19 protein-coding genes are annotated in these 24865 nt (G+C 73.1%); 12 read left to right on the forward strand and 7 right to left on the reverse strand.

What is annotated here, in order from left to right:
- Nucleotides 1-185 precede the first annotated feature (185 nt).
- Both ACFYW9_RS04345 and ACFYW9_RS04350 read left to right on the forward strand, forming a co-directional pair.
- Entirely contained in the window at nucleotides 186-1622 is a 1437-nt protein-coding gene (locus tag ACFYW9_RS04345) for a rhodanese-like domain-containing protein (RefSeq protein WP_389144529.1), read from the forward strand.
- Nucleotides 1619-2365 (forward strand): sulfite exporter TauE/SafE family protein, encoded by a 747-nt coding sequence (locus ACFYW9_RS04350; RefSeq protein ID WP_389144532.1) that lies wholly within the window; start codon nucleotides 1619-1621, stop codon nucleotides 2363-2365. Before ACFYW9_RS04345 ends, ACFYW9_RS04350 begins: the two co-directional genes overlap by 4 nt.
- A gap of 3 nt (nucleotides 2366-2368) precedes the next feature.
- On the opposite strand, the gene ACFYW9_RS04355 is transcribed toward ACFYW9_RS04350, so the two are convergent.
- Nucleotides 2369-2656, reverse strand: coding sequence for a metal-sensitive transcriptional regulator (locus tag ACFYW9_RS04355; protein ID WP_351861049.1), 288 nt, complete (start codon nucleotides 2654-2656; stop codon nucleotides 2369-2371).
- A gap of 81 nt (nucleotides 2657-2737) precedes the next feature.
- On the opposite strand from ACFYW9_RS04355, the gene ACFYW9_RS04360 reads away from it, so the two are divergent.
- From ACFYW9_RS04360 to ACFYW9_RS04370, 3 genes are all read left to right on the forward strand, one after another.
- The gene (locus tag ACFYW9_RS04360) at nucleotides 2738-3310 is read left to right on the forward strand and encodes a rhodanese-like domain-containing protein (RefSeq protein ID WP_389144535.1); all 573 of its coding nucleotides are present in this window, start codon (nucleotides 2738-2740) and stop codon (nucleotides 3308-3310) included.
- A gap of 90 nt (nucleotides 3311-3400) precedes the next feature.
- Nucleotides 3401-5155, forward strand: a complete 1755-nt coding sequence (locus ACFYW9_RS04365; RefSeq protein ID WP_389144538.1) for an ABC transporter ATP-binding protein — start codon at nucleotides 3401-3403, stop codon at nucleotides 5153-5155.
- Nucleotides 5156-5459: 304 nt separating this feature from the next.
- Nucleotides 5460-6377, forward strand: a complete 918-nt coding sequence (locus ACFYW9_RS04370; protein ID WP_389144541.1) for a helix-turn-helix transcriptional regulator — start codon at nucleotides 5460-5462, stop codon at nucleotides 6375-6377.
- A gap of 34 nt (nucleotides 6378-6411) precedes the next feature.
- Here the strand turns inward: ACFYW9_RS04370 and ACFYW9_RS04375 are convergent, their stop codons facing one another.
- Nucleotides 6412-6708 carry a hypothetical protein gene (locus ACFYW9_RS04375; RefSeq protein ID WP_389144544.1) on the reverse strand — a complete coding sequence of 99 codons (297 nt, stop codon included), beginning with the start codon at nucleotides 6706-6708 and terminating at the stop codon, nucleotides 6412-6414.
- Between the two features lie 171 nt (nucleotides 6709-6879).
- On the opposite strand from ACFYW9_RS04375, the gene ACFYW9_RS04380 reads away from it, so the two are divergent.
- Complete coding sequence (locus ACFYW9_RS04380) at nucleotides 6880-7245, forward strand: nuclear transport factor 2 family protein (RefSeq protein ID WP_389144547.1); 366 nt, start codon at nucleotides 6880-6882, stop codon at nucleotides 7243-7245.
- A 278-nt stretch (nucleotides 7246-7523) separates the two neighbouring features.
- Here the strand turns inward: ACFYW9_RS04380 and ACFYW9_RS04385 are convergent, their stop codons facing one another.
- Complete coding sequence (locus ACFYW9_RS04385) at nucleotides 7524-8516, reverse strand: polyprenyl synthetase family protein (RefSeq protein ID WP_389144550.1); 993 nt, start codon at nucleotides 8514-8516, stop codon at nucleotides 7524-7526.
- Between the two features lie 185 nt (nucleotides 8517-8701).
- On the opposite strand from ACFYW9_RS04385, the gene ACFYW9_RS04390 reads away from it, so the two are divergent.
- Nucleotides 8702-9946 (forward strand): glycosyltransferase, encoded by a 1245-nt coding sequence (locus ACFYW9_RS04390; RefSeq protein ID WP_389144806.1) that lies wholly within the window; start codon nucleotides 8702-8704, stop codon nucleotides 9944-9946.
- A gap of 213 nt (nucleotides 9947-10159) precedes the next feature.
- Here ACFYW9_RS04390 and ACFYW9_RS04395 read toward each other — a convergent pair whose 3' ends face one another.
- Entirely contained in the window at nucleotides 10160-12028 is a 1869-nt protein-coding gene (locus ACFYW9_RS04395) for a cellulase family glycosylhydrolase (protein ID WP_389144554.1), read from the reverse strand.
- Nucleotides 12029-12487: 459 nt separating this feature from the next.
- Here ACFYW9_RS04395 and ACFYW9_RS04400 point away from each other — a divergent pair, with 459 nt between their 5' ends.
- A complete protein-coding gene (locus ACFYW9_RS04400; RefSeq protein WP_389144557.1) occupies nucleotides 12488-13708 on the forward strand; it encodes an XdhC family protein in 1221 nt (406 codons plus the stop codon).
- 50 nt (nucleotides 13709-13758) lie between these two features.
- Here ACFYW9_RS04400 and ACFYW9_RS04405 read toward each other — a convergent pair whose 3' ends face one another.
- Nucleotides 13759-14268, reverse strand: a complete 510-nt coding sequence (locus ACFYW9_RS04405; RefSeq protein WP_389144560.1) for a metallophosphoesterase family protein — start codon at nucleotides 14266-14268, stop codon at nucleotides 13759-13761.
- A 12-nt stretch (nucleotides 14269-14280) separates the two neighbouring features.
- Complete coding sequence (locus ACFYW9_RS04410; protein ID WP_389144563.1) at nucleotides 14281-16713, reverse strand: SpoIIE family protein phosphatase; 2433 nt, start codon at nucleotides 16711-16713, stop codon at nucleotides 14281-14283.
- A gap of 338 nt (nucleotides 16714-17051) precedes the next feature.
- Between ACFYW9_RS04410 and ACFYW9_RS04415 the strand changes: the two genes are divergently transcribed.
- Complete coding sequence (locus ACFYW9_RS04415) at nucleotides 17052-19220, forward strand: SpoIIE family protein phosphatase (RefSeq protein ID WP_389144566.1); 2169 nt, start codon at nucleotides 17052-17054, stop codon at nucleotides 19218-19220.
- A gap of 169 nt (nucleotides 19221-19389) precedes the next feature.
- Here the strand turns inward: ACFYW9_RS04415 and ACFYW9_RS04420 are convergent, their stop codons facing one another.
- The gene (locus ACFYW9_RS04420; protein WP_389144569.1) at nucleotides 19390-20772 is read right to left on the reverse strand and encodes a S1 family peptidase; all 1383 of its coding nucleotides are present in this window, start codon (nucleotides 20770-20772) and stop codon (nucleotides 19390-19392) included.
- Nucleotides 20773-21529: 757 nt separating this feature from the next.
- Here ACFYW9_RS04420 and ACFYW9_RS04425 point away from each other — a divergent pair.
- The 3 genes from ACFYW9_RS04425 (at nucleotide 21530) to ACFYW9_RS04435 (ending at nucleotide 24865) form a co-directional block, all read left to right on the forward strand.
- On the forward strand, nucleotides 21530-21745 hold the full coding sequence (locus ACFYW9_RS04425) for a type A2 lantipeptide (protein ID WP_326783939.1): 216 nt from the start codon (nucleotides 21530-21532) through the stop codon (nucleotides 21743-21745).
- Nucleotides 21746-21836: 91 nt separating this feature from the next.
- On the forward strand, nucleotides 21837-22646 hold the full coding sequence (locus ACFYW9_RS04430) for an HlyD family efflux transporter periplasmic adaptor subunit (RefSeq protein WP_389144573.1): 810 nt from the start codon (nucleotides 21837-21839) through the stop codon (nucleotides 22644-22646).
- Nucleotides 22643-24865 (forward strand): NHLP family bacteriocin export ABC transporter peptidase/permease/ATPase subunit, encoded by a 2223-nt coding sequence (locus ACFYW9_RS04435; RefSeq protein ID WP_389144576.1) that lies wholly within the window; start codon nucleotides 22643-22645, stop codon nucleotides 24863-24865. Before ACFYW9_RS04430 ends, ACFYW9_RS04435 begins: the two co-directional genes overlap by 4 nt.

The raw sequence follows: 24865 nt of genomic DNA on the forward strand, positions 1-24865 counted from the left end.
GCGCCCCGCCGCGCCGGAGGCAGAGGACACGGCCGGGACCACGGACGAGGGCGGGGAGAGGCGCGTCACCAGCGCCTCCCAGATACCCCCGGGGGTACCTCTGCTACCGTGGACACATACCCCCGGGGGTAATTTTCGCAGAGCCGCGAAGCCTGTCGGGCTTCCCGCGGGAGAGGAGTGCTGCCGTGTTCTTCGTCGACACCATCGAGGTGGCGGGCCTGGGCAACCGGAGCTATCTGGCCGGCGGCCCACGCACCGCCGTCGCCGTCGATCCGCCCAGGGACATCGAGCGGGTGATCACGGCGGCGGCCCGGCGGGGCGTGCGGATCACCCATGTCGTCGAGACGCATCTGCACAACGACTACGTGAGCGGCGGCCTGGAGCTGGCCCGGCTCACCGGGGCCGCCTACCGGGTCCCGGCCGGTGCCCGGGTCGCGTTCGAGCGGGTCGCCGTGACCGACGGCGACACCGTGCGGGTGGACACCGGGCTGACGCTGGAGGCGCTGGCCACGCCCGGACACACCCCGCACCACACCTCGTACGTGCTCCAGGAGAACGGACAGGCCGTCGCGGCCTTCACCGGCGGATCGCTGCTCATCGGCACGGTCGGCCGGCCCGATCTGGTGGAGCCGCGGCTCACCCGGGAGCTGGCCCGCGCCCAGCACGCCTCGGCGCACCGGCTCGCGGCCGAGCTGCCCGACGACACCGCCGTCCTGCCCACCCACGGCTTCGGCAGCTTCTGTTCCGCCGGAACCGCCGAAGGCGACGCGACCACGATCGGGCGCGAGCGCGCCGGCAACGAGGCCCTGGTCAAGGATGTCGACTCGTTCGTCGCGGACCTGCTCGCCGGACTCGACGACGTGCCCGCGTACTACGCCCACATGGGCCCCGCCAACGCCGGGGGCCCGGCCCCCCTCGATCTGACCCCGCCCGCGCTCGCGGACGCCGCGGAGATCGCCGCGCGGCTCGCGGCCGGCGAATGGGTCGTGGACCTGCGCGGCCGGCTCGCGTTCGCCGCGGGGCACGTCGCCGGAGCGGTCAACTTCGAGGCGGACGGCCAACTGGCCGTCTATCTGGCCTGGCTGCTGCCCTGGGGCAGGCCGGTCACCCTGCTCGCCGATTCTCCAGAACAACTCGCCCACGCGCAGCGTGAGTTGGCGCAGGTCGGCGTGGACCGGCCGGCCGCGGCGGCGATCGGCTCGCCGACCGACTGGCTGCGCGAGGGGGAACGACCGCGCACCTTCCGGCGCGCCGGCTTCGCCGAACTGGCCGAGGCGTACGCCTCCCCCGGACGGCCCGTGATCCTGGACGTCCGGCGCGACTCCGAACGCGCCGGGGGGCATGTCGCGGGGTCGGTGCACGTCCCGGTGCACCAGGTACGCGACCGGCTCGGGGAGATACCCGCCGGGACCGTCTGGGTGCACTGCGCCGGAGGCGTGCGGGCCGCCGTCGCCGCCTCGCTGCTCGACGCGGCGGGCCGGGACGTCGTGGCCGTCGACGACTCCTTCGCCGCCGCGGCCGCCTCCGGCCTGCCCATGACGCCGAGCACCCCCTCCGCCACCCCCTCCTCGGCCTTCGCCCCCGGCACGGCCTGCCGCGCGTCCGAGGACCCCGCGGCGTGAGCGTCCTGATCCTCGCCCTCGCCGCCGGGGCCGTGACCGGGCTCGCGCTCGGCGCGCTGGGCGGCGGCGGCAGCGTACTGACCGTGCCCGCCCTGATCTACCTGCTCGGATTCGCTCCCTCGGCGGCCACCACCGCGAGTCTGGTCATCGTCACCCTCACCTCGGTGACCGCGCTGTCGGCGCACGCCCGGGAGGGCACCGTCCGCTGGCGTGCCGGAGCGCTGTTCGCGGCGGCCGGGCTGATCCCCGCGGCCCTGGGCGGGGCGCTCTCCGGACAGCTTCCTCCGGCCGTGCTGACCGGCGCGTTCTCACTGATCGCGGGCCTCGCGGCGTTGCGGATGCTCCGGCCTTCGACCGGTGGGGCGGGGGCCCTGCCCGCGGGGACCGGCCGGATCACCGGGACGGGCGCCGGCCTCGGCACGGTGACCGGGGTCCTGGGGGTGGGCGGCGGCTTCCTCGCCGTACCGGCCCTCGTGAACGTCCTGGGTCTGCGGATGCGGGCCGCCGTCGGCACCAGCCTGCTGGTGATCACGGCGAACTCGCTCGCGGCGCTGCTCGCCCGCGCGGGCACGGCGCAGGGCCTCGACTGGGCGGTCGTCGCCCCGTTCGCCGGGGCCGCCGTCCTCGGCGCGTGGGACGGGAAGCGACTGGCGGCCCGGGTGTCCGGCGGCACGCTTCAGCGGATCTTCGCCTGGGTCCTGCTGGCCGTGGCCGCGCTGATGTTCCTGGACGTCGCGCTGTGAGGCTCAGGCCAGGGACAGGAAGAGCTTCTCCAGCCGGGCCCGCATCTGCTCACCGGTCTCACCGTTCTTCGCGCCCTTCTCGACATCGGTCAGGCACTGCTGGAGCCCGGTGGCGATGATCGCGAAGCCGGCCCGGTCCAGGGCGCGGGAGGCGGCGGCGAGCTGGGTGACCACCTCCTCGCAGTCGCGTCCCTCCTCGATCATCCGGATCACCCCGGAGATCTGCCCCTGCGCCCGGCGCAGCCGGTTCAGCACCGACTTCAGCTCGTCACCCGCGAGTTCCAGTTCCACGAACATTCCTCCGTCCATACCCCTAGGGGTATCGTACTCCGCCCTGCGGGGCACCTCCGAAGAGCAAGGATGACACTCCGTATGAACACCCCCGTCTCCCTCGACGTCGACCAGGCCCACGGACGCCTCGGCGAGCTGACCGTCATCGACGTCCGCACCCCCGGCGAATACGCCTCCGGCCATCTGCCGGGCGCCCTGAACGTCCCGCTGGACCGGCTCCGCCGTGCGGTGCCCGTGCTCGAAAACGCCCGGACCGAACTGCTCGTGGTCTGCGCCTCCGGCAACCGCTCGGCGAACGCCTGCGCCCTGCTGGCCGAGCACGGCGTGCCCGCGGCCACCCTCACCGGCGGCACCGGCGCCTGGGCGGAGCGCGGCCACGAGCTGCACCGCCCGGCCACCGCGACGCGGGCCGCCTGGTCCATGGAGCGCCAGGTCCGGTTCACCGCCGGCACCGTCGTCCTCACCGGCCTCGGCCTCGGACTCCTGCACCCCGCCTGGCAGTTGCTCTCCGCGGGTGTCGCGGGCGGTCTGGTCTTCTCGGCGCTCACGAACACCTGCGGCATGGCCGCGCTGCTCTCGAGGCTCCCGCACAACCGGCCCCGCCCGGCGGACCTCGACGCCACCCTCGCGGCCCTCGGGGAGCGCGTGTCCTGAAGTCCGCGCGGATCCGGGGCAGTCGGGGACGGGCCGCCCGGACCGCCGACGTAGCCTGAGTGCTCCGTCCACATCCCCGCGAGGAGCGCCGTGAGCCTGACCGAGGCCGAGCCCGAGGTGCCCGCGTGGCGCCTGCTGTTCGGGTACGTACGACCGCACCGCCGGGCGCTGTTCGGGGGCGCGCTGCTGGCGCTCGCGACCGGGGCCACCGGCCTGCTGCTGCCGCTGGTGGCGCGCGGCCTCATCGACGACCTGTCGCACGACCGGCCGATCGGCCGGGCCCTGTTCGGCATGGCGGCCCTCGTGGTGACCAACGCTGCGGTGGGAGCGCTGGGTTCGTACGTGCTGCGGCGCACCGCGGAGTCGGTGGTGCTCGGCGCGCGCCGCGCCCTGTCGTCGTATCTGCTGCGGCTGCGCATACCCGCCGTGGACCGCAGCGAGCCCGGCGACCTGATGGCGCGCATCACCTCCGACACGACCCTGCTGCGCGAGGTCACGACCGATTCGCTGGTCGGCCTCGGCACCGGCGGCCTCACCCTCGTCGCGACGGTGGTGATGATGGGCCTGGTCGACGTGGTGCTCCTCGGCGTCACGCTGGGCGTGGTGCTGTGCGCGGGTTCGGTGCTCGCCCTGATCGTGCCGCGCATCAACCGGGCGAGCAGACAGGCGCAGGACGCCGTCGGGGTGATGGGGGCCTCGCTGGAGCGGACCCTCGGCGCGCTGCGGACGATCAAGGCGTCGGGCGCCGAGCACCGCGAGGAGCGGAGCGTCCACGAGGCCGCCGAGGAGTCCTGGCGGCAGAGCGTGCGGGCGGCCGGATGGTCGGCGGCCGCCGGCAACACGGCCGGTCTCGCGATGCAGGTCGCCTTCATCACGGTCCTCGCCGTGGGCGGCGCCCGGGTCGCGACCGGCGCCATCGACGTCGGCACACTGGTCGCCTTCCTGCTGTACGTGTTCTACCTGATGTCACCGATCCAGCAGGTGGTCGGCGCGGTCACGCAGTACCAGACGGGTGCCGCCGCGCTCGCCCGCATCCAGGAGGCCCTGCGGCTGCCCGCCGAACCCGCCGCCCCGCCCGCACCCCTGCCGGCGCCGGACGCGGAACCGGCGACGCTCGCCTTCGAGGACGTCCGCTTCCGGTACGACGACGACCTGCCGTACGTCCACCACGGCGTGACGTTCAGCGTCCCGGCCCGGGGCCTGACCGCGTTCGTCGGCCCTTCCGGAGCCGGCAAGACCACCGTGTTCTCGCTCATCGAGCGGTTCTACGAGCCGGAGGCGGGCGTCATCAGTGTGGACGGCCGCCCGCTGGAGGAGTGGGAGCTGCCCCGGCTCCGTTCCGCCATCGGCTACGTCGAGCAGGACGCGCCGGTGCTGTCCGGCTCGCTGCGCGACAATCTCCTGCTCGGCAATCCGGAGGCCGAGGAGGGCGAGCTGACACGGGTGCTGAGGACGACCCGCCTCGACGGCCTCGTGTCCCGGCTGCCGAACGGCCTGGACACCCTCGTCGGGCATCGCGGCACCAAGCTGTCCGGCGGCGAGCGCCAGCGCGTCGCCATCGCCCGGGCCCTGCTGCGCCGCCCCCGGCTGCTGCTTCTCGACGAGGCCACCTCGCAGCTCGACGCGGTCAACGAGGCCGCGCTGCGCGACACGGTCGCCGACGTGGCCCGTACGACCACGGTTCTGGTGGTCGCGCACCGGCTGTCCACGGTCACGACGGCCGACCGCATCGTCGTGATGGACGCGGGCCGCGTCCGTGCCGTGGGCACCCACCGCGAGCTCGTCGCGGCGGATGAGCTCTACGCCGAACTGGCCGCCACCCAGTTCCTCGCGACCACGGGATGACCCCGGCACGGTAACCGGACCACGGCCCGGCACCCGGACCGCACCCCCGGCACCCGGCACCCCGCACCCGGCACCCGGCACCCGGCACCCGCCTCGGAACGACCCCGGCCCGGTGGCCACACCCCGGCGTCCGGACGGCGCCCCTCCACCACGCCCGGCGAAGAAGCCCGCGGCGGTTCCTTGGCGACGGCCCGGCTCTCCTCTATGGTGATGCCTTCCTTCCGCCCCGGGGCGGTCGTCCGCACGCCGCCACCCCCGACCGGGCGGCGAGGCACGTCCCACCCGGATACGCAGGCGACTGATCATGGTCAACAACTCACACCCGGCCGGGCAGGCCACCCCCGGACCCGTCTTCGCGGCCCCCGTCGGCCCACCCGTCGGCCTGGAGGTGATCTCGCTCGCCGCGCTGCGCGCCCGGACCCGTGCCCACGGCACCGATCTCGGCGCGCCGCAGCGTCCCGCCTTCCACCAGGTGCTCACGCTGGCCTCCGGCACACTGCGCCAGAGCGTGGACTTCACCGCCCATGACGTCGAGCGGGGCACCTGGCTGTGGACGCGCCCCGGGCAGGTCCTGCAGTGGGGGGACCTCACGGGGACCGAGGGGACGCTGATCGCCTTCGAGCGGGACTTCCCGGGCGCGGCCACCGTCCGCGCGGCCCGGCTCGACGACCCGCACGCCCGCGTGCTGCGCACCCCCGAAGGCGAGGTCGCCACCTCGTTGCGGGTGGCGACCGAGCATCTGGTGCACGAGTTCCGGGCACCCGGGCGGCTGCCGCGCGACGCGCGAGGCGCCGTACTGCGTCATCTGCTGGACGTGCTGATCCTGCGCCTGACCCATCTGGAGGGATCGGACCCCCCTCCCACCGGACCCGGCGAAACCTTTCTCCGCTTCCGCGCGACCGTCGAGCGGGACTTCGCGCGCACCCGGCGGGTGGACGACTACGCCCTCACCCTCGGCTACTCGGCCCGCACGCTGTCCCGGGCCGCCCTCGAATCGGCGGGCATCGGCGCCAAGGAGTTCATCGACCGCAGAGTGATCCTGGAAGCCAAGCGGCTCCTCGCCCACACCGACCTGGCCGCCGCCCGCATCGCCGCGCAGCTCGGCTTCTCCAGCGCCACGAACTTCGCCAAGTACTTCCACCAGCGTGCCGGGCAGGCTCCCATCGCGTTCCGCACGGCGGTACGCGGACGCGGCGCGGACATCCCCTCGGCACGGGGCTGAGGGGGTGCCGCCGCTGTCGACGCCTGCCGGGGCCCTAGCCCCCGATGCCCGGGAGCAGCCCCGTGACGGGTGCGGTGAGGTCGGTGATCCGGTGCAACTGGTTCAGGTCGTTCGTCCGGTTCAGACCCGCGACCTGGACGGAGGGCCGCGGAAGCCCGGCCTGCTCCTCGGCGGGGATGTCGCTCGTCGCGAGCGAGTCGAGCGTGGCGACGGGGTTCGTCTTCCCGGCGTCGTGGGCCTCGGAGCCCGCGGCCGTAGCCATCGGCGCGACAAGTCCCGTGACGCCGACGGCGAGACCAACGGCGGCGACGATACGTCGTGTTGAGATCATGCAATCAGCAACGCGCGGGCCCCGGAGCGGACACGGCCCGGGGTGCGCGCTCACCCGGGAGGCGCACCGGGCCCCTTGCGTTTGCCGTGGGCCCCGAGGCGGAGGACGCTCGATACTGAGGCGCTTCGCGGCCGGCTCGTGGCCGGTCCACGCCTTCCTGAGGAGGTCCCCATGGGCACAGCGGCAGCCCCCGCCTTCGACACCGAGGCGCTGCGCCGGGGCATTGAAGGAGACAGCGCGGCAGATCTGCTGTCGCTCTACGCGGACGACGCGGAACTGCGCATCGTCGACCGCAACACCCAGCCCAGCCACCCGATGGTCAAACACGGTCGCGCCGAGATCGCCGAGATGCTCGACGACGTCTACAGCCGGGACATGACGCACAAGATGGACCGTTGCGTCGTCCAGGGCGACCACGTCGCCTACACCGAGACCTGCGTGTACGCGGACGGGGTGCGGGTGATGAGCACGTCGATGATGTCGTTGCGCGACGGCAAGATCGTCGAGCAGACACTGGTACAGGCATGGGACGAGTAGGGAGGAACTGGCCGAAGGTCCAGGTCACGTCTCGTCTGACCTGGACCTTCTCCGCGGGCGCGGCGATGGGGAGTTCACGCCCGGACCGGTCCCGACGGCGGCACGCGGTCTCCGCGGCGGGTCTGCGGGTGTCCGCCTCCCTGCTGGACTCGATCCTGCGGACCGCGCGTTCGTATCCGCGTCCCCCGGCGGCCCGTACCGCCCGAAGGCTTCGCATCCGGCCCCGGTGAGTGCCACGCGTCCGCCTCGTGCCGGCTCGCAGAGGGACCGGGTCGCCGTCAGAGCTGGGGCGCGACCGCTCGGGCGACGGACTCGGCCACCCGCAGCAGCATCGGGGAGGCCCGGTCCACGAGGTCGTGCAGGACGTCCGAATAGGCCCTGTCGCCCCCGAGTTCGTCCAGGAGGCGGTGGGCCCGGTCGCGGAAGACGCCGATGTCCTCCTCGTAGCGGCGCAGCACGTCCGGTGCGAGAAGGAGGCCGGCGAGCGCCGCTCGGGCATCGGTCGAGTGGCGTGCGGCGGCGTGCAGTTCCAGGACGTCGCCCGCGCGGTCCCGTCCGGCGCTCTCCACCGCGCACGCCAGCAGATAGGTCACCGTGCCGTTCGCGAGGTCTTCGTTGCGGCCGGTCAGGATGTCCTGCTGATCGTTGAAGAGCTGCCACAGAACGCCGAGGACGTTGCCGAACTCCCGCCAGAGCTCGACTCGTTCGTCCGGGCGGTCGGCCAGCAGCGCGGCCATGGCGGTGACCATGCTGAACGGGGCGCCGGACTTCCCGAGGTAGGCCGTGACCACGGCGTCGCGGGTGGCCGCGTCCGCGTCCGCGCGCAGGTCCCTCAACTGCCCCTCGGTCGCGGTGATCCAGCACCTCACGACCTCGGCCGACAGCGGGCCGCGCGCCTTCTCGGGGATCCGCGGCGACTGAACGACGAGCAGGGGAAGCGGAATTCCGCTGATGACCGTGGCGAGCAGCGCCTCGCTCTCGCCGAGACCGCCGGCGGCGAAGACGGCCTGGCCGTCGGCGAGGTCGTCCAGGTAGCACGCGGAGGTCCACCACAGTTCGTGGACGACGGCCAGCGGAACGGCCGGTCCGGTCGCCCCCGTCTCCACGGCGTGGACGATCACCGGCAGCACGGACAGAGGGTAGGCGAAGGTCCGGTGTTCCAGGAGTTCGGCGACCGCGGCCCGGACGGACACGGCCGACGGTCCCAGCATGCCGAGCGCGGACGCGCGCTCCGCCTCGATGCCCGCGGACATCTCCCGATGCAGATCCATGTACGACTTCGCCCGCACGCAGCCCACCCCCACCACTGAATTGTTCGAGCGCTGATTCGATCATTCGCCATGATGGCGAGCCAGAGCAACTTTCCGCCATGGCCGGTTCCTTGAGAGCCCTTCCGACCGGCGAAGCGGCAAAGGCCACGGACCTCGCCATACTGGATCTCGTGCGAGTGGCGATCCTGACCGCGGGTTCACGGGGCGACGTGGCCCCGTTCACCGGACTCGGGCGCGGCCTGGTGCGGGCCGGGCACGACGTGACCCTGGTGACGCACGGATGCTTCGCGGGCCTGGTACCGGGTTCGGGGGTGGGGTTCCACGCGCTGCCCGTCGATCCGCGGGCCGAACTGGAGTCCGGGCGAGGGCGGCGGCTCCACCGGAGCGTCACGGGCGCCGGGAAGATCATCAGGCTGGCGGGAATCGCCCGGTCGCTCGTCGGGCGGCTGACCGACGACATGATCGCGGCCGCCCGCTCCAGCGACGTCCTCCTACTGGCCGGTTCGCTGGGACCGCTCGGGTACGCCGTCGCGGAGGGGCTGGGCCTGCCCAGCATGGGAGTGCATCTCCAGCCGCTGGCGCCGACGAGGGAGTTCGCGCCCCCGGTGGCCGGTGCCGGCTCCTGGGGGCCCACGGTCAACCGGGCGGCCGGGTACGGGGTGAACCTGGCCGTCGAGCGCGTCTACGCGGAGGCGGTGCGGAACCTGCGCGAGGAACTCGGCCTGCCGCCCATGGGTCCCCTCGCCGCCCGTCGCGCCCGCGAACGGCGGGCCTGGCCGGTGCACCACGGGTTCAGCCCTCTGGTGGTCCCCCGGCCGCGGGACTGGAGACGCGGGCTCGACGTCTGCGGCTACTGGTGGCCCTACGACGGCCAGGACGCCCGGCTCCCCTCCGCGCTGGAGGACTTCCTGGACGCGGGCCCCGCTCCCGTCTTCGTGGGCCTGGGCAGCGCGACGGTCCCCGATCCCGGACGGCTGAGCGGCGAGATCGTACGTGCCCTGCGGGCCGCCGGGCTGCGCGGGGTGATCCAGCGGGGGTGGGGTGAGCTGCGCGCCACCGGTGACGACATGTTCACCGTCGGAGAGGTGCCCCACTCGATCCTGTTTCCCCGGACGGCGGCGGTGGTGCATCACGCCGGGGCCGGTACGACCGCGGCGGGGCTGCGGGCCGGGGTGCCCGCGGTGCCCGTGCCGGTCCAGTTCGACGAGGGTTTCTGGGCGGCGCGGCTCGTCGCGCTCGGGGTCGCGCCCGGCGTCCTGTCGCCACGCGGGCTGCGCGCGGAGCGGCTGGCGCCGGCCCTGGTCCGGGCGACCACGGATCCCGCGTTCCGGCGAAGCGCGCGGAACCTGGCGGAACGCCTTCGCGCGGAGGACGGGGTGACCCCGGTGGCAAAGGCCCTCGACCGGCTCGAACACCGCGGGCGGCTCTGAGGACCTCCAGGCTTCCGGGCCCGGCCCCACAGCTCCGACAGCCCCCGGTCCCGCAACTCCGACAGCAGTGACAGTTCTCCGGCGGCTCGTACGGGACGGATCCCGTACGGACTCATGGCCGGCCTTCCTGGAGGTCGGCAGCGCGTCCCTCCAGGAAGGCCCGCCGGTCCCGGCCTCCCGGCCGTACCGGGAGGCCGGGAGCGGCGACGGCGCTCAGCCGAAACGCGCGGCGGCCCAGGCGGCGAGTTCGGTCCGGGCCCCGCTCAGCAGGGCGGCGGACGGGGCGCTCGCCCCGTTCGTGACCAGCGCGTAGTGCACGGTTCCCGGGCCGGACGCGGTGAGCAGGAGACGGCGGCTACCGGTGCCGCCCGGCTCGGGAGCCACGGCGACGGGCGTGGCCGAGGTGTAGGCGGGCGGGGAGACCAGCGCTCCGAGGTCGGACACCACCGTCGTGGCCGAGGAGGGGAACGAGGCCGGCAGATGGAGTTCCGTCGGGGCGGACCCGCCGTCGGAGCGCCAGACGAGCAGGCCGTACTGGCCCGTTCCCACGAGCTGGGAGACCTGCGGAAGGGTCGGGGGGACCGGGTTCCAGGTCAGGGTGGTGGAGCCGTCGCGGGAGCGGTCCTCGTAGGTGAAGGCGAGGGCGGAGCCCGCGGTGGCACCGGGGTAGAGGCGGTCGAGGAGCCGGGCGTCCTGGCGCAGCACGGCCGTGCCCGAGTCGTCGAGGCGTACGGCGGACATGTCCTCGTCGTTCCAGGCGTCGCCCGAGGTCAGGACCTTGCTCGGGTTGTCGTTCATCAGCTCGTGGTGCCGGCCGCTGTAGATGTCCCACTGCCACTGGGTACCCGACAGGACCGGTCCGGACGAGGCCGCTCCTGACCACCAGCCGGACCCGGAGAGCCGGGAGTCGAGGGCCTGGTACATCGCCTTGTCGACGGTCGGGGCCTTGTCCGAGACCGTTCCGGAGAGCGGGTGGCCGAACTCGGAGACGACGGCCGCCGTCCCGGCGGCGGTGGCCCGGTTCCGCACGGTGCCGAAGTCGCCGGTGTACTGGCCGTCTCCCGCCTTGCCCCACATGAGGATGCCCGAGATGGCCTTCTGGTCGTAGAAGTGGGTGTTGAACACATAGCGCGGGCCGAGGGTGCCCGCGTCGAGCAGTCCGCCCTCCTGCTTCTGGGAGGTGATGTTGGCGTTCCAGAAGAGGTTGGGTTCCACGAAGGCGGGCTTGTCCTGCCAGCCGGCCGCGTCCATGCGGGCCCGGAACTTCCCGTAGAACGGCCAGAGCAGGTCGCGTTCCCAGGTGCGGCTGGTCTGGCCCGAGTCGTAACTGCCCGCGTAGGGCTCGTTGTACGGGTCGAAGCCGGCGACGCCCGCGAACTCGGCCGTGGTGAGGTGCTGCCGGACGTACGTCATGGTGGCCTGGGCCGTGGTGAGGAAGGCGTCCTGGAGTCCGCAGGAGTTGTGCCAGAAGTCGTACTGTGCGGCCTTGACGGCGTTGTTCTGGGTGATGTTCTGGCCCCAGAAGAGGCAGAGGCCGCAGGACTCCTGCGGGTAACCGCCCGCGGTCACGGCCCACTTGGGGGCGCCGTCGCCCGCGTACCAGCTTCCCTGGTTGAAGAGGTGGCGGGAGTAGAGGTCCTGGTGGAAGTCGGGGAAGACACGGATTCCCGCGTCGAGGAAGGCTCGCATCTGGTCGGTGACCGCGGCGAGGTAGGCGTTGTCGACCTGGCCGCGGACCGGTTCGGCGTGCGCCCAGGAGAGCAGGAGGCGCACGGAGTTGCCGCCGCCGAGGGCGCGCAGCGCCGTGGCGGACTTCGCCGCGTCGGCGACCGAGGCGAAGGGCAGTCCGCTGTTCTCCTCCAGCTTGGTCTCGCCGGAGACGTTGTAGCCGCGCAGGACGACCTCGCGGCCCAGGCCGTCGGTGAAGCGGCCGTTCACGACCGTGAGGGCGGCGGCGGCCGGCTGGTCGAACCAGAGGGAGTCGGGGAGTCCGTCCGCGGCGGCGGGCGGGGTGCCCGCCGCCGTGAGGAGACCGGTGAGGAGTACGAGGACGCCGAGCAGACGCGCACGTAACTTCGTCATGTCCACAACAGTCCCGCCGGCATCAGGAGCCGTCAACACCTCTGACTCATGAGTAAGTTTCTCGTTTCACCCGCCTGGGCGCACAGGGCCGGCAGCACGGCCGGCCGGCTCACCCTCCGACCCTGCGCGTCAGGTTCAGCAGGTACTCCTTGCGGTCCAGCGGGTTCAGGTCGGTCCGGGGACGGCCCGGGATCGCGCCCCGCGGCACGGGCGCGTAGTGGTCGAAGGAGCATTCCAGCTCGCCCTCGCCGCGCGTCGGCCCCGGGTGTTCCCGTCGTCGACGCTGCCGATCTCGTCGATGACCCGACCGTGTGCAGCAGGCGGCCACGCGCGACGGCAACGTATTAACGCTCAACGAAACCTCGCCGCGGGACGGATCCTTGGAGGTGACCGGATCCTGGTCCTTCGAGGTGACCGGATCCCCGCGAAGGCCCGGCCCCGCGGAGAGAGGAGCGGACGATGCGCGACATCCTCCCCGCGCTGTACGAGTGGTACGCGGCCGGATCGCCCTTCGGGCTGGCCACGGTGGTGGCGGTCGACCGCAGCGCGCCCCGCGACCCGGGCGCGGCCATGGCGGTCGGCCCGGGCGACGAGATCGTGGGCAGTGTGTCCGGCGGCTGTGTCGAGGGCGCGGTCTTCGAGCTGGCCCGGGAGGTGACCGCCTCGGGCGAGGCCCGTCTGGAGACGTTCGGGTACAGCGACGAGGACGCCTTCGCCGTGGGACTCACCTGCGGCGGAGAGATCACCCTGCTGGTCCGGCGGGTGTCGGCCGCCGACGATCCGGCCTTCGCGGCGGTGGCCGAGTCGGTGGCGGCGGGCCGCCCGGTGACGCTGGCGACGGTACTGGACGGCCCGGCGCCACGGGGGGCGACGCTGGCCGTCCGGCCTGACGAGACCCCGGCCGAGAGCGGGCCCCCCGGCTCGGCGACCGTCACCGGCCCGGACGGCGCACCCGGCTCGGCGGGCCCGGACGGCGCCGCCTCCGCCCCGCCCGGGCCGGCGGACCCGGACGCCGGGACTGCCGGGTCGCTCGGGTCCGGGGGGCTGGATGCCGCCGTCGCCGCCGACGCGCGGGGGGAACTGGCCCAGGGGGCGACGGGGCGTCGGCACTACGGGCCGCACGGTGAGCGGCGCGAGGACGCCGTCACCGTTTTCCTGCACTCCTTCGCACCGCCTCCGCGCATGCTGGTCTTCGGCGCCATCGACTACGCCTCCGCCGTGGCCCGCATCGGAGCCTTCCTCGGCTACCGGGTCACGGTGTGCGACGCCCGTCCGGCGTTCGCCACGCCCGAGCGCTTCCCGGCGGGTGCGGAGGTCGTCGTGGACTGGCCGCACCACTACCTGCGCGGCACGACGACCGACGCGCACACGGTGATCTGCGTCCTGACGCACGACCCCAAGTTCGACGTGCCCCTGCTGGAGGAGGCGCTGCGCCGCCCGGCCGCGTACATCGGGGCGATGGGCAGCCGCCGCACCCACGACGACCGCCTGGAACGGCTGCGCGCGGCCGGTGTCCCGGAGCGCGAGTTGTCCCGGCTGCGCTCCCCCGTCGGCCTCGACCTCGGCGCCCGTACACCGGAGGAGGTGGCCGTGTCCGTCGCCGCGGAGATCATCGCGCTGCGCTGGGGCGGCAGCGGGCTGCCCCTGACGGCCAGGGGCGGGGCGATCCATCCGCGGTGAGCCGCGCCCGGCGCCGGCTGACCCGCGTCCGGCGGCCCGTGACCGTGGGATCAGCCGCTGCGCGGAGGCAGCCGGTGCAGGGTCACCTCGGCGAGCCGGCCGTCGCCGGTCACCGTCGCGGTCATGTACGTGCGGTACGGCTCGCGGCGGCGGTCGGTCGGTGAGCCGGGGTTGAGCAGGCGCAGGCCGGTGGGCGCGGTGCTGTCCCAGGGAATGTGGCTGTGGCCGAAGACCAGCACGTCGAGGTCGGGGAAACGCCGCGCGCAGCGCTGTTCGCGCCGGTGCGCGGAGCCGGTCTCGTGGACGACACCGAAGCGCAGGCCACCCAGCTCGGCGCGGGCGGTCTCGGGGAGGCGGGCCCGCAGACCGGGGCCGTCGTTGTTGCCGTACACCCCGATGACCCGCCGGGAACGGGCCTCCAGCAGGTCGAGGGTGGCGGTGTCCACCCAGTCGCCCGCGTGGATCACGACGTCGGCCGACGGGAGTTCGGCGAGCAGTGCGGCGGGGAGCTCCCCGGCCCGCTTCGGAAGGTGGGTGTCGGACATGAGCAGCAGACGCACGGCCTCACCTCCTCAGTCGAGCGAGATCTCGCTCCAGACCTGCTTACCGCCGCTCACCGGCACCGTGCCCCAGGTCGCCGACATCGCCTCGACGAGCAGGATGCCACGGCCTCCGGTGGCCTCCCAGCCGATGCTGGTGGGCTTGATCGGCGTACGGGGCGAGTTGTCGGCGACCGCGATGCGCAGGCGGTGGTTGATGAGGGTGAGGTCGAGCCTGACCTTGCCGTCGGTGTGCACCAGGGCGTTGGTGACGAGCTCCGAGACGATCAGCAGGGCGGTGTCCGTGTACTTGCCGACGCCCCAGGTCCGCAGGGCGCGCCGGGTGTAGCGGCGGGCGTGCCGGACCGCCTCGGGGACCCGCCAGACGGTCCAGCTCTCGCGGAGCGGCAGGACCTCCATGCCGTCGTACCGCATCAGCAGGAGGGCCACGTCGTCGCTGCGGTTGGCGCCCGTGAGCAGTTCGTCGGCGACGAGACCGAGGTGGGCGGGGTCGGAGCCGGCCAGACCCTCGGCGAGACGTTTGAGGCCGTCCTCGATGTCGACCTCGACGGACTCGACCAGACCGTCGGTGGTCAGCGCGACGATGGTGCCGGGCTGGAGCCGCAGCGGGCTCATGGGGAAGTCGGTCTGGCGGATGACGCCGAGCGGCGGTCCCGTCTCCGACTCGGGGACCTCGGTACGGCCGTCCGGGTGACGCAGCACGGGCGGGATGTGTCCGGCGCGCACATACCAGGCGGACCCCTCCTCCATGTCGATGTCGACATAGCAGCAGGTGGCGAAGAGGTCGGTCTCCAGATCGAGCAGGAGCCGGTTGGCGTGCGAGACCACCACGTCCGGCGGGTGGCCCTCGACGGCGTAGGCGCGCAGGGCGGTGCGCATCTGGCCCATGACGGTCGCGGCCGAGGCGTTGTGCCCCTGCACGTCACCGATGACGAGGGCGACGTGGTTGTCGGGCAGCGGGATGACGTCGTACCAGTCGCCGCCGACGTCCAGGCCCGACGTGGTGGGCAGATAGCGGGCGACGGCGACCGCGCCGGGCAGCCGGGGCAGCCGTCGCGGGAGCAGGGTCCGCTGGAGCATGGAAATCAGTTCGTGCTCGGCGTCGAAGGCGTGGGCGCGTACCAGGGCCTGCCCGGCGAGACCCGCGGACGCGGTGAGCAGGGCCCGCTCCTCGGGGCCGAACTCGTGCGGGGTGTCCCAGCCGATCAGGCAGGCGCCCGCCATGCGGCCGCCCGCCGGCAGCGGCAGGACGGCGAGGCCGCCGGGGCCGACCTCGGCGAGCGCGGATTCCAGGTCCGCGCCCGCGGGCCAGATGGCGGGCCGCCCCTCGTTGAGGGCCGCCGCGAGCGTGGGCATGGCCCGGACGGGCGCGTCGGGCCACTCCGAACGCCATTCACTGCGCCACAGCTCCGGCCAGAACTCCGGCTGAGGCGGGTCCAGGAGCGTGACGACGAGACGGTCGCCCTCCAGCTCGGCGACGGCGATCCGATCGGCCTGGAGGGGTTTGCGCAGGGCGGCGACGACGGCCTGGCCGACGTCGCGGACGGTGCCGGCGGTGGCCAGCGCGGCCGCGAGCCGCTGGACGCGGCCCACGTCGTTCAGGCCGGAGCGCAGCTTGGAGGCGTCGGAGACGGTGCCCACGAGCCGTGCGGGGCGGCCCTCGGCGGAGGGCCGCAGCCGGGCGCGCAGCCGGAGCCACTTGTGTCCGCCGGACGGCTGGCGGATGCGGAACTCCAGCTCGCGTTCGCCGATCGACATGTGGTCCGGTTCGACCGCGGACATCAGGGCCGGGAGGTCCTCCGGCACGGCCATGGACAGCAGGGTCTCGACCTTGCCGTCGAAGGTGGTGGGGGACAGTCCGAACAGGTCGAGCACCTCGCGGTCGACCTCGACGTGCCCGGTGTCCATGGCGAGGCTGAAGGCGTTGGCGGGCAGGTCCGCCGCGTCGTCCGGCGGCGGCGCGGGCGGGCAGACCACGGCATCGGCGAGCAGCCCGAGGCAGGCCCGGTCCTCGGGGCCGAAGCCGTCGGGGCGCTCGCTGACGGCGACCAGGCAGCCGTTGTCCCCCAGGGGCAGCACGGCCAGCGAGAAGTCCTGGGAGGCCGGCCGCCGGGCGTCGGCGCAGCGCCCGAGCTCCTCGGGTCCGAGCCAGCACGGCAGTCCCGAGCGCAGGGCCTCGGCGGCCGGGGAGCCTCCGGACAGGGGGTAGCTGTCGCGGAGCCCGTACAGCGTCCTGGGCACCCCCGCGGACTCGGCCAGCTGCAGTTCACCGCCGCTCACACTCGGTGAGTACACGGCGGCCACGGTCGCACCGGTGAAGACGAGTGCCTGTTCCAGCAGGCGGTGCAGCCGTTCACGTGGGTCGAGATCCGCGGCGAGCGTCTTCAGGGCAAGTTCGGCACGCGACCTTCTCGTTCCGCGTTCCGCAGCACCCTCACTGACCACGCCGTCATTACAGCGCTTCCCGGGCTCGGGCGCAGCCCCTGTGACCGTTCCGAACGCGTCGGGCCTGCGGCGGAGCCCATACGGGACGGCCGATTCGACGAAAGCGGATCCGTCGTGATTCATGTCGTCCGCACCGTGCTCCCATGACGAAGGCACACCGTGCTCCCATGACGAAGGCACACCGTGCTCCCGTGACGGAGGTGACGGTGCGCGTCCCGGCCGGGCGGGACGGCGGGTCGACGGCCTGCGGGGGCGGGTCGGCTCGCCGTGCGGGATCGACCTCCAGGGAGGAGCCTTGACCCCTGGAGGTGCGGAGTCGTGGACGGCCCCGCTAGGAGGTGGTCGCCGTGTCCGACGGGCAGGAGGCCGCGCAGGCGCCGGCAGGCCGGCCGGCCCCCGTGGGACGTCCGCTGCTGTCGCTGACGCTGGCCTCGATGCTGGACGACGTGGACGCCCACTCGGGAGCCGTCTACCTGCTGTCCTCCCAGGAACCGGTGCTGGAGATGGCGGTCTCCGCCGGGCTGCCACGGGCCTTCGCCGCGCCGTGGGAGCGCGTGGGGCTGAACGCGCCGATCCCGGTCGCCGAGGCGGTACGGGAGCGGCGGCTGATCTGGGTGGGCGGCGAGCACGAGATGGCCCGCAGGTACCCCCGGATCGCGGTGGTGCTCCCGTATCCCTTCGCCCTCGTCGCGCTTCCGGTGGCGACGGCGGCCACGGTGTACGGCGCCGTCTACGTGACCTGGCCCGGTTCGCATCCGCCCGACCTCTCCGACCGGGAACGCGATCGCCTCACCGCGGCCTGCGACCGGCTCGCGCTGCGTCTGGAGCGTGCCGCCGCGGAGAACCGGCCGCTGCACCCCGAGCCGGATCTGCTCACGCCGTCCGCGGAGGCGCCCGGCGGCACGCTCGGCTCGGTGGAGGCCACGCGGATGGTGGGGCGGCTGCCGTACGGGCTGTGCTCGCTGGATCTGCACGGGCGGGTCGGCTTCGCCAACGCGGCGACGGCCGAGCTGCTCGGGGTGCCCGTCAGCCGTCTCCTGGGCACCCAGCTGTGGGCGGCCGTGCCCTGGCTGAACGACCCGGTCTACGAGGACCGCTACCGGGCGGCGCTGATCAGCCAGCACGTGACCTCCTTCGTCGCGCTGCGTCCGCCGGGCGACTGGCTCTCGTTCCGCCTGTATCCGAGTACGAGCGGGCTGAGCGTGCGGATCTCGCGGGCCCGCCCGGTGTCCGAGATGACGCGGGCGGGCCCGCAGCGGCGCGACGGCAGCCCCCGCCTGGTGACGATCTCCCACGTGCTGAGTCTGGCGAGCGCGCTGACGGAGGCGGCGGGCGTGCAGGACGTGGTGCAGCTGGTGGCGGACGAGATCTCGCCGGCCGTCGGCAGCCAGTCCCTGGTCGTCCTCGCCAGCCGGGCCGGGCGCATGCACGTCCTCGGGCATCGCGGTTATCCGGACGCGCACATCGTGGAGCGCTTCAACGGGCTGCCGCTGAGCGAGCAGACCCCGGGCACCCAGGCGCTGAACACCGGTGTGCCCGCGTTCTTCGACTCGCGCGAGCAGCTGGAGCGGCTGTATCCGGCGCGGAACGCGACACCCGACGGCATGGGCGCGTGGGCGTATCTGCCGCTGGTGGCCTCCGGACGGCCGGTGGGCACCTGCGTCCTCGGGTACACGCAGTCCCACCACTTCGCGCCCGACGAGCGGGCGGTGCTGACCAGTCTGAGCGGTCTCATCGCCCAGGCACTGGAGCGTGCCCTGCTCTACGACGCGAAGCTCCAGCTCGCACAGGGCCTCCAGGCCGCTCTGCTGCCGGCCTCGCTCCCGCCGCTGGCCTCGGTCGAGGCGGCGGCACGCTATCTGCCCGCGACCCAGGGCATGGACATCGGCGGGGACTTCTACGACCTGGTGTCCTCGCACGGCCGGGCGGCGGCGGTGATCGGGGACGTGCAGGGGCACAACGTGACGGCGGCGGGACTGATGGGGCAGATCCGTACCGCGGTCCGCGCGTACACGGCGGTCGGCCAGGCCCCGGAGGAGGTGATGGGGAGCACCAACCGGCTGCTCATCGACCTGGGCACCGAGCTGTTCGCCAGTTGTCTGTATCTGCGCCTGGACCCGGCGCGCGGGGTCGCCGTGATGGCCAGGGCGGGGCATCCGCCGCCGCTGCTGCTCCGGCCGGACGGTGAGGTGAGGGTGCTCGACCTGGCCGGCGGGCCGCTGCTGGGGATCGACCCCCACGCCGTCTATCCGACGACCGCGGTGCCGCTCGTCCCGGGGTCGGTGCTCGCCCTGTACACCGACGGTCTGATCGAATCCCCCGGTGTCGACATCGAGGACGCGCTCGCCGACCTCGCGCGACGGCTCGCCGCGAGCGGGCACCAGCCCCTGGACGAGCTGGCCGACACGCTGCTCCAGCGGGGCGAGGAGAGCACGCAGGAGCGGCCCGACGACGTCGCCCTGCTTCTGCTGCGGGTACGGCCGCGTGGCGGGAACGGCGCCGTATGAGGAGCGGTCCGACCCTCCCGCCGGAGGGCCGGACCTGTCCACTGTCGACCGGAATTCCCTGTTCCGTTGGCCGGTCAGTGGTTCTTGATCGCCGGGCTCACCGGCTTCGGGGGCGGACACGAGGCCCGATCCGTCGCCGGCGGTCGGCTACTGGGGTGGCGGTGCCGGACTACTGGTGCTTGCGGGACCGGTGGTGCGTCCCGTTCTGGCCGGCACCCTCGCCCGCCGCGTCACCGGCGCCCGGGTCCACCGCGTCACCGCCGGCGCCCGGATCCACAGCGCTCGCGCTCGGGTCCACCGCGTCACCGCCGGCGCCCGGGTCCACGGCGTCACCGCCGGCGCCCGGGTCCACGGCGCTCGCGCTCGGGTCGACCGCGCCGCCGGCACCGGCGTCACCGGCACCCGCGTCGCCCGCACCCGCACCCGCACCCGCACCCGCGTCACCGGCTCCCAGCGTCGCGCCGACCGCCGCCAGCGCGGTGGTGACGGGCTGGAAGAAGGTCTCGCCGCCGGCCGTGCAGTCGCCGCTGCCGCCGGAGGTCAGGCCGACCGCGCCGCCGTCCTGGGTGAACAGGGAGCCGCCGCTGTCGCCCGGCTCGGCGCACACATCGGTCTGGATGAGGCCCGTGACGGTGCCCTCCGGGTAGTTCACGGTGGCGTTGAGACCGGTCACGTTGCCGTCGCGCAGACCCGTGGTGCTGCCCATCCGGAAGACCTGCTGGCCCACGGCGGCCTCGACGGCCTGGTTGATCTGGACGCTCTGCCCGTTGCCGACGTTGACGGCGCTGTTCGTCTGCGTGGCCGGGTCGTCGTACTTGACGAGGGCGAAGTCGCCGTCTCCGGGGAAGGTGGCCTGGTCGACGGTGGCGATGGGCGCACCGTTCGCCGAGTCCGACCACTCGGCGACGGCGACACCGCAGTGGCCCGCGGTGAGGAAGGCGGGGGTTCCGTCGCCCGCGGTGACGTTGAAGCCCAGCGAACAGCGCGCGTTGCCGCCGAAGATGGCGTCACCGCCGTCGACGAAGGTCTTCAGGGTTCCCGCGGACTTCGAGAGGGTCGCCACGCCGGAACCGAGGCCCTTGACGGTCGACTCGACCGTGTTCCACTTGTCGCCCGTGACGGTGGAGTCCGCGGTCACCCGGATCTCGTTGGTCTTCGGGTCGACGGACCACGCCGTGCCCGGGATCGTCGCGTCGGCCTTGAGGGTCTTGGCGGCGGTCTGCAGCTCGGCGGTGCTGTTCTGCACCTGGTGGGCCACCGCGCCGGCCTTCTCGATCTGGTTGACGACGTTGCTGTTGTTACCGACGACATTGATGACGAGCTGCTTTCGCTGCGCGTCGTAGTACGAGCCGGCAAACGCGTCACCCAGTTGGGAGGCCAGCATGGACGCGACGTCCGAGACGTCGTTCGCCGCGAAGGTTCTGGGAGTGGCGGCATCCCCGTTCGACTGCGACGCGTTGGCGTTGGGCAGCAGCAGAGCCGCTGCTCCGAGCGCCGCGACGCCGCCAACCGCGATGGCGGCCTTGCGCTTGGGTATCCGTTTGTGACTCAACTCTTGACCTCCTGGGGACGGGGTCGATGCCGCGTCCGGCAGCTGACTAGGGGGCGCCTGCTTGCCCGTTGATACGCGTGTGTCGCCCGGGGTGTTCAACTGCCATTGCAAATCGCGGGAGTTGACTTCACCAAAGGCGTCGATTGCGGAGACAACCGGGGCATTCCCCCTACCGGGAGGACGCCGGGACAGGCAGGACCGGCGCAGGCGGGACCGCCGAGACCCAAGGGGACCGGAGGGAACTGGAGGGAACTGGAGGGAACGGACAGCGCCGCCGAGGAGGACAGCCGCATCCGGGACGGCACGGAAAGCGACCGCCCGACGACGCTCCGTCGACGGGCGGCGGCGGAATCCCGGGTTCAGGGAATCTGCACAGCCCGTGCTCACCGAGGTCACCGCGGACCGGGGATCTGCACAGTCGCGCGCCCCCCCGCGCGCCGATGGGCCGGGACTGTCCGATTCGGCGCGGGAGTGGCAAGGGTCAGGGTGGATCGATGCCGCGCGGCATGTGAAGAAGTGGCCGCAGAGGCGTGTGCACCCGTGCACGGTTCACCGCCCATGGAGCACAAGTTCCCAGGTGAGAGCCCTGGTTGATTGGAAGCGCGCCCCGCGGCCGTGCTTTGATCCGTTGCACCGCGGAGGTCGCAGCACAGCTCCCGGCAACGGGAGCCGCACCCCTGCGGTGGCGGCCGTCGTCTGTCCCCCAGAGGGGGCCGCTCTCCCCCTTGTGAATATCCATATGAAGGGAAGTTCCATCATGAACTCCACCCCCCGTGTCGAGACCGCCGAGATCTCCGACGCCGACCTCGACAACGTCTCCGGTGGCCTCGCGCTGAACGCCGTCGGCACCGTCACCGGCCTGGTGGACGGCGTTGCCCCGGTCTCCGGCATCGTCGGCACGGCCATCGGCACCGTCGAGGGTGTGACCGGCCTGAACACCGCCCCGGTCACCGGCCTGGTCGCCGGTCTCTGATCGCGTTTCACGCCGCCGAGTCCCGGAACCGCCCCACCGGTTCCGGGACTCTCGGGTTCCGTGAGCCTCTCGAACAGGTGAGAAGAGTCCCGTGCAGTTCCGCCAACAGGCCCTCGCCAAGCTGCGCTCCCCCGAAGAGCTCGACCTTCCGGTGCGCTTCGCCCGCCCACAGGGCCGGCTCGCCCTGTCCGTGACGGTCCTCGCCATGGCCGCGGCCTCCGTCTGGGCCGTGACCGGCACCGTCACCCCCACCGTCGCGGCGCCCGCCGTGCTCACCCACGCGCAGGGCAGTTACATCCTGCAGAGCCCGGTCGCCGGGCAGGTCACGGCGGTCCTCGCGAAGGAGGGCGAACGGCTCCCCGCGAACGCCCCCGTACTGAAGGTGCGTACGGCGCGAGGGGAGACGGCCGTCGTCCGTACGGTCGCCGCGGGGCGTGTCACCGCCCTGGCCGCCACCATGGGCGCGATCATCTCGACCGGCGCGAACGTCGCCGCCGTGGAGAAGGCCGCCCACGCCGACGACCCCCTGTACGCGACGGTGTACGTCTCCGCCGCGAGCGCGGCCGCCGTTCCCGCCGGCGCCGCCGTCGACCTCACCGTCCAGTCGGCGCCCGCCCAGCGGTACGGAGTACTGCGCGGTCATGTGAAGACGGTGGGCCGCAGCGCGCAGACCCGGCAGCAGATCGCCGCCTACCTCGGTGACGCCCAACTGGGCGAGCAGTTCAGCGAGAAGGGCAGGCCTGTCGCCGTGCTGGTCGGCCTCGACCGGTCGTCCGCCACCCGCAGCGGCCTGAAGTGGTCGTCCGCGGACGGGCCGCCCTACGCGCTCACCTCCATGACCCTGGCCACGGCCTCGGTCCGGCTGGCCGGTCAGCGCCCCGTCGACTGGCTCCTGCCGTGAGCGCCGCACCGGACACCCGCGGCAGACGGCGCGCCGCCCCGCCCCGGCGCAGCGTGCCCAGGACCCGGGTCGGAAGCGTCCGCACCCCCACCGTGCTCCAGATGGAGGCCGTGGAGTGCGGTGCGGCGTCCCTGGCCATGGTGCTCGGCCACCACGGCCGACACGTCCCGCTCGAAGAGCTGCGTATCGCCTGCGGTGTCTCGCGGGACGGCTCGCGCGCGAGCAACCTGCTGAAGGCGGCGCGCGGTTACGGTCTGACGGCCAAGGGCATGCAGATGGACACGGCCGCGCTCGCCGAGGTGCGGGGGCCCGCGATCCTGTTCTGGGAGTTCAACCACTATGTGGTGTACGACGGCATGGGCCGCCGTCTCGGACGCCGGGGCGTGTTCGTCAACGACCCCGGCAAGGGCCGTCGTTTCGTGCCGATGGAGGATTTCGACACCAGTTTCACCGGGGTCGTCCTGGTCATGGAGCCGGGCCCCGGGTTCCGCAGGGGCGGCCGCAGGCCGGGGGTGCTGGGTGCCATGCCGGCCCGGCTGCGCGGTACTTCGGGCACGATGCCCGTCGCGGTGCTGGCGAGCCTGCTGCTGGTGGCGGTCGGCGCGGCCGTGCCGGCGCTCAGCCGGACGTTCATCGACCAGTACCTGATCGGCGGTCAGAGTTCGCTGCTGGGTGTGCTGTTCGCGTCGATGGGCGCCTCGGTGCTGCTGACGGTGGTGCTGACCTGGCTGCAACAGGCGAACCTGCTGCGCGGCCGCCTCATCTCCTCGACGCTCTCCAGCGCACGGTTCCTGCGCCATCTGCTGCGGCTGCCGGTCACCTTCTTCTCCCAGCGCAGCCCGGCCGACCTGGTGCAGCGGCTCCAGTCGAACGACGCGGTGGCCGAGACCCTGGCGCGCGATCTCGCCGCGGCGGGTGTGGACGCGGTCGTCGTCGTCCTGTACGCCGTACTGCTCTACACCTACGACCCGCAGCTCACGGCCGTCGGTATCAGTGTCGCGCTGCTCAACGTGGTGGCGATGCGTGTGGTGATCCGGCTGCGCGCGACCCGCACCGCCAAGCTCCGCGCCGACACCGCCCGGCTGACCAACACCTCCTACACCGGGCTCCAGTTGATCGAGACGATGAAGGCCACCGGTGGCGAGGACGGCTACTTCCGCAAGTGGGCGGGACAGCACGCCACCACGCTGGAGGAGCAGCAGCGCCTCGGTGTGCCGAGCGCGTGGCTGGGGGTGGTCGCCCCCACGCTGGCCATGCTCAACAGCGCGCTGATCCTGTGGATCGGCGGCCTGCGGGCGGTCGAGGGGCAGGTCTCCGTGGGTCTGCTGGTCGCCTTCCAGGCGCTGGTCACCCGGTTCACCGCGCCGATCACCCGGCTCAACGGTGTCGCCGGCCGGATCCAGGACTTCGCGGCCGACGTGGCCCGGCTCAAGGACGTGGAGAACTTCCGCGCCGATCCGCTCTACGCCCGCCCGGGCACCGGCGGGTCCACCCGGCGTCTGCGGGGTCATGTGGAGCTGGAGAACATCACGTTCGGCTACAGCCCGCTCGACGAACCGCTGCTCACCGGATTCTCGCTGACGGTCGGACCGGGTCAGCAGGTCGCCCTGGTCGGCGGTTCGGGCAGCGGCAAGTCGACGGTGTCCCGGCTGATCTCGGGCCTGTACACGCCGTGGGAGGGCACGATCCGCATCGACGGCCAACGCCTGGAGGACATCCCGCGCGGAGCGCTCGCGTCGTCCGTCTCCTTCGTCGACCAGGACGTGTTCCTCTTCGAGGGGACGGTCCGCGACAACGTGGCGCTGTGGGACCCGTCGATCCCCGACGACGCGGTGGCCGCCGCCCTCCAGGACGCGGCGCTGTACGACGTCGTCACCCGCCGACCCGGCGGGATCCACAGCCGCGTCGAGCAGGACGGGCGGAACTTCTCCGGCGGTCAGCGGCAACGTCTGGAGATCGCGAGGGCGTTGGTGCGCAGGCCCAGCGTCCTGGTGCTCGACGAGGTGACCAGTGCCCTGGACGCGGAGACGGAGCAGACCGTCATGGACAACCTGCGCCGGCGCGGCTGCGCCTGCGTGGTGATCGCCCACCGGCTCAGCACCGTACGGGACAGCGACGAGATCGTCGTGCTCGAACACGGCGCGGTCGTGGAGCGCGGGCGGCACGAGGCACTGGTGGCGGCCGAAGGCCCTTACGCCGGTCTGGTCAGGGAGCGTTGA

The organism is Streptomyces sp. NPDC002698 (assembly GCF_042888945.1).
Classification (GTDB): domain Bacteria; phylum Actinomycetota; class Actinomycetes; order Streptomycetales; family Streptomycetaceae; genus Streptomyces.

Bases quoted from the DNA above. Each gene is read 5' to 3' on its own strand.
- ACFYW9_RS04360 (WP_389144535.1), top strand. From the start codon at position 2,738: ATGAACACCCCCGTCTCCCTCGACGTCGACCAGGCCCACGGACGCCTC.
- ACFYW9_RS04385 (WP_389144550.1), bottom strand. From the start codon at position 8,516: ATGGATCTGCATCGGGAGATGTCCGCGGGCATCGAGGCGGAGCGCGCG.
- ACFYW9_RS04370 (WP_389144541.1), top strand. From the start codon at position 5,460: ATGGTCAACAACTCACACCCGGCCGGGCAGGCCACCCCCGGACCCGTC.
- ACFYW9_RS04425 (WP_326783939.1), top strand. From the start codon at position 21,530: ATGAACTCCACCCCCCGTGTCGAGACCGCCGAGATCTCCGACGCCGAC.
- ACFYW9_RS04375 (WP_389144544.1), bottom strand. From the start codon at position 6,708: ATGATCTCAACACGACGTATCGTCGCCGCCGTTGGTCTCGCCGTCGGC.
- ACFYW9_RS04400 (WP_389144557.1), top strand. From the start codon at position 12,488: ATGCGCGACATCCTCCCCGCGCTGTACGAGTGGTACGCGGCCGGATCG.
- ACFYW9_RS04395 (WP_389144554.1), bottom strand. From the start codon at position 12,028: ATGACGAAGTTACGTGCGCGTCTGCTCGGCGTCCTCGTACTCCTCACC.
- ACFYW9_RS04380 (WP_389144547.1), top strand. From the start codon at position 6,880: ATGGGCACAGCGGCAGCCCCCGCCTTCGACACCGAGGCGCTGCGCCGG.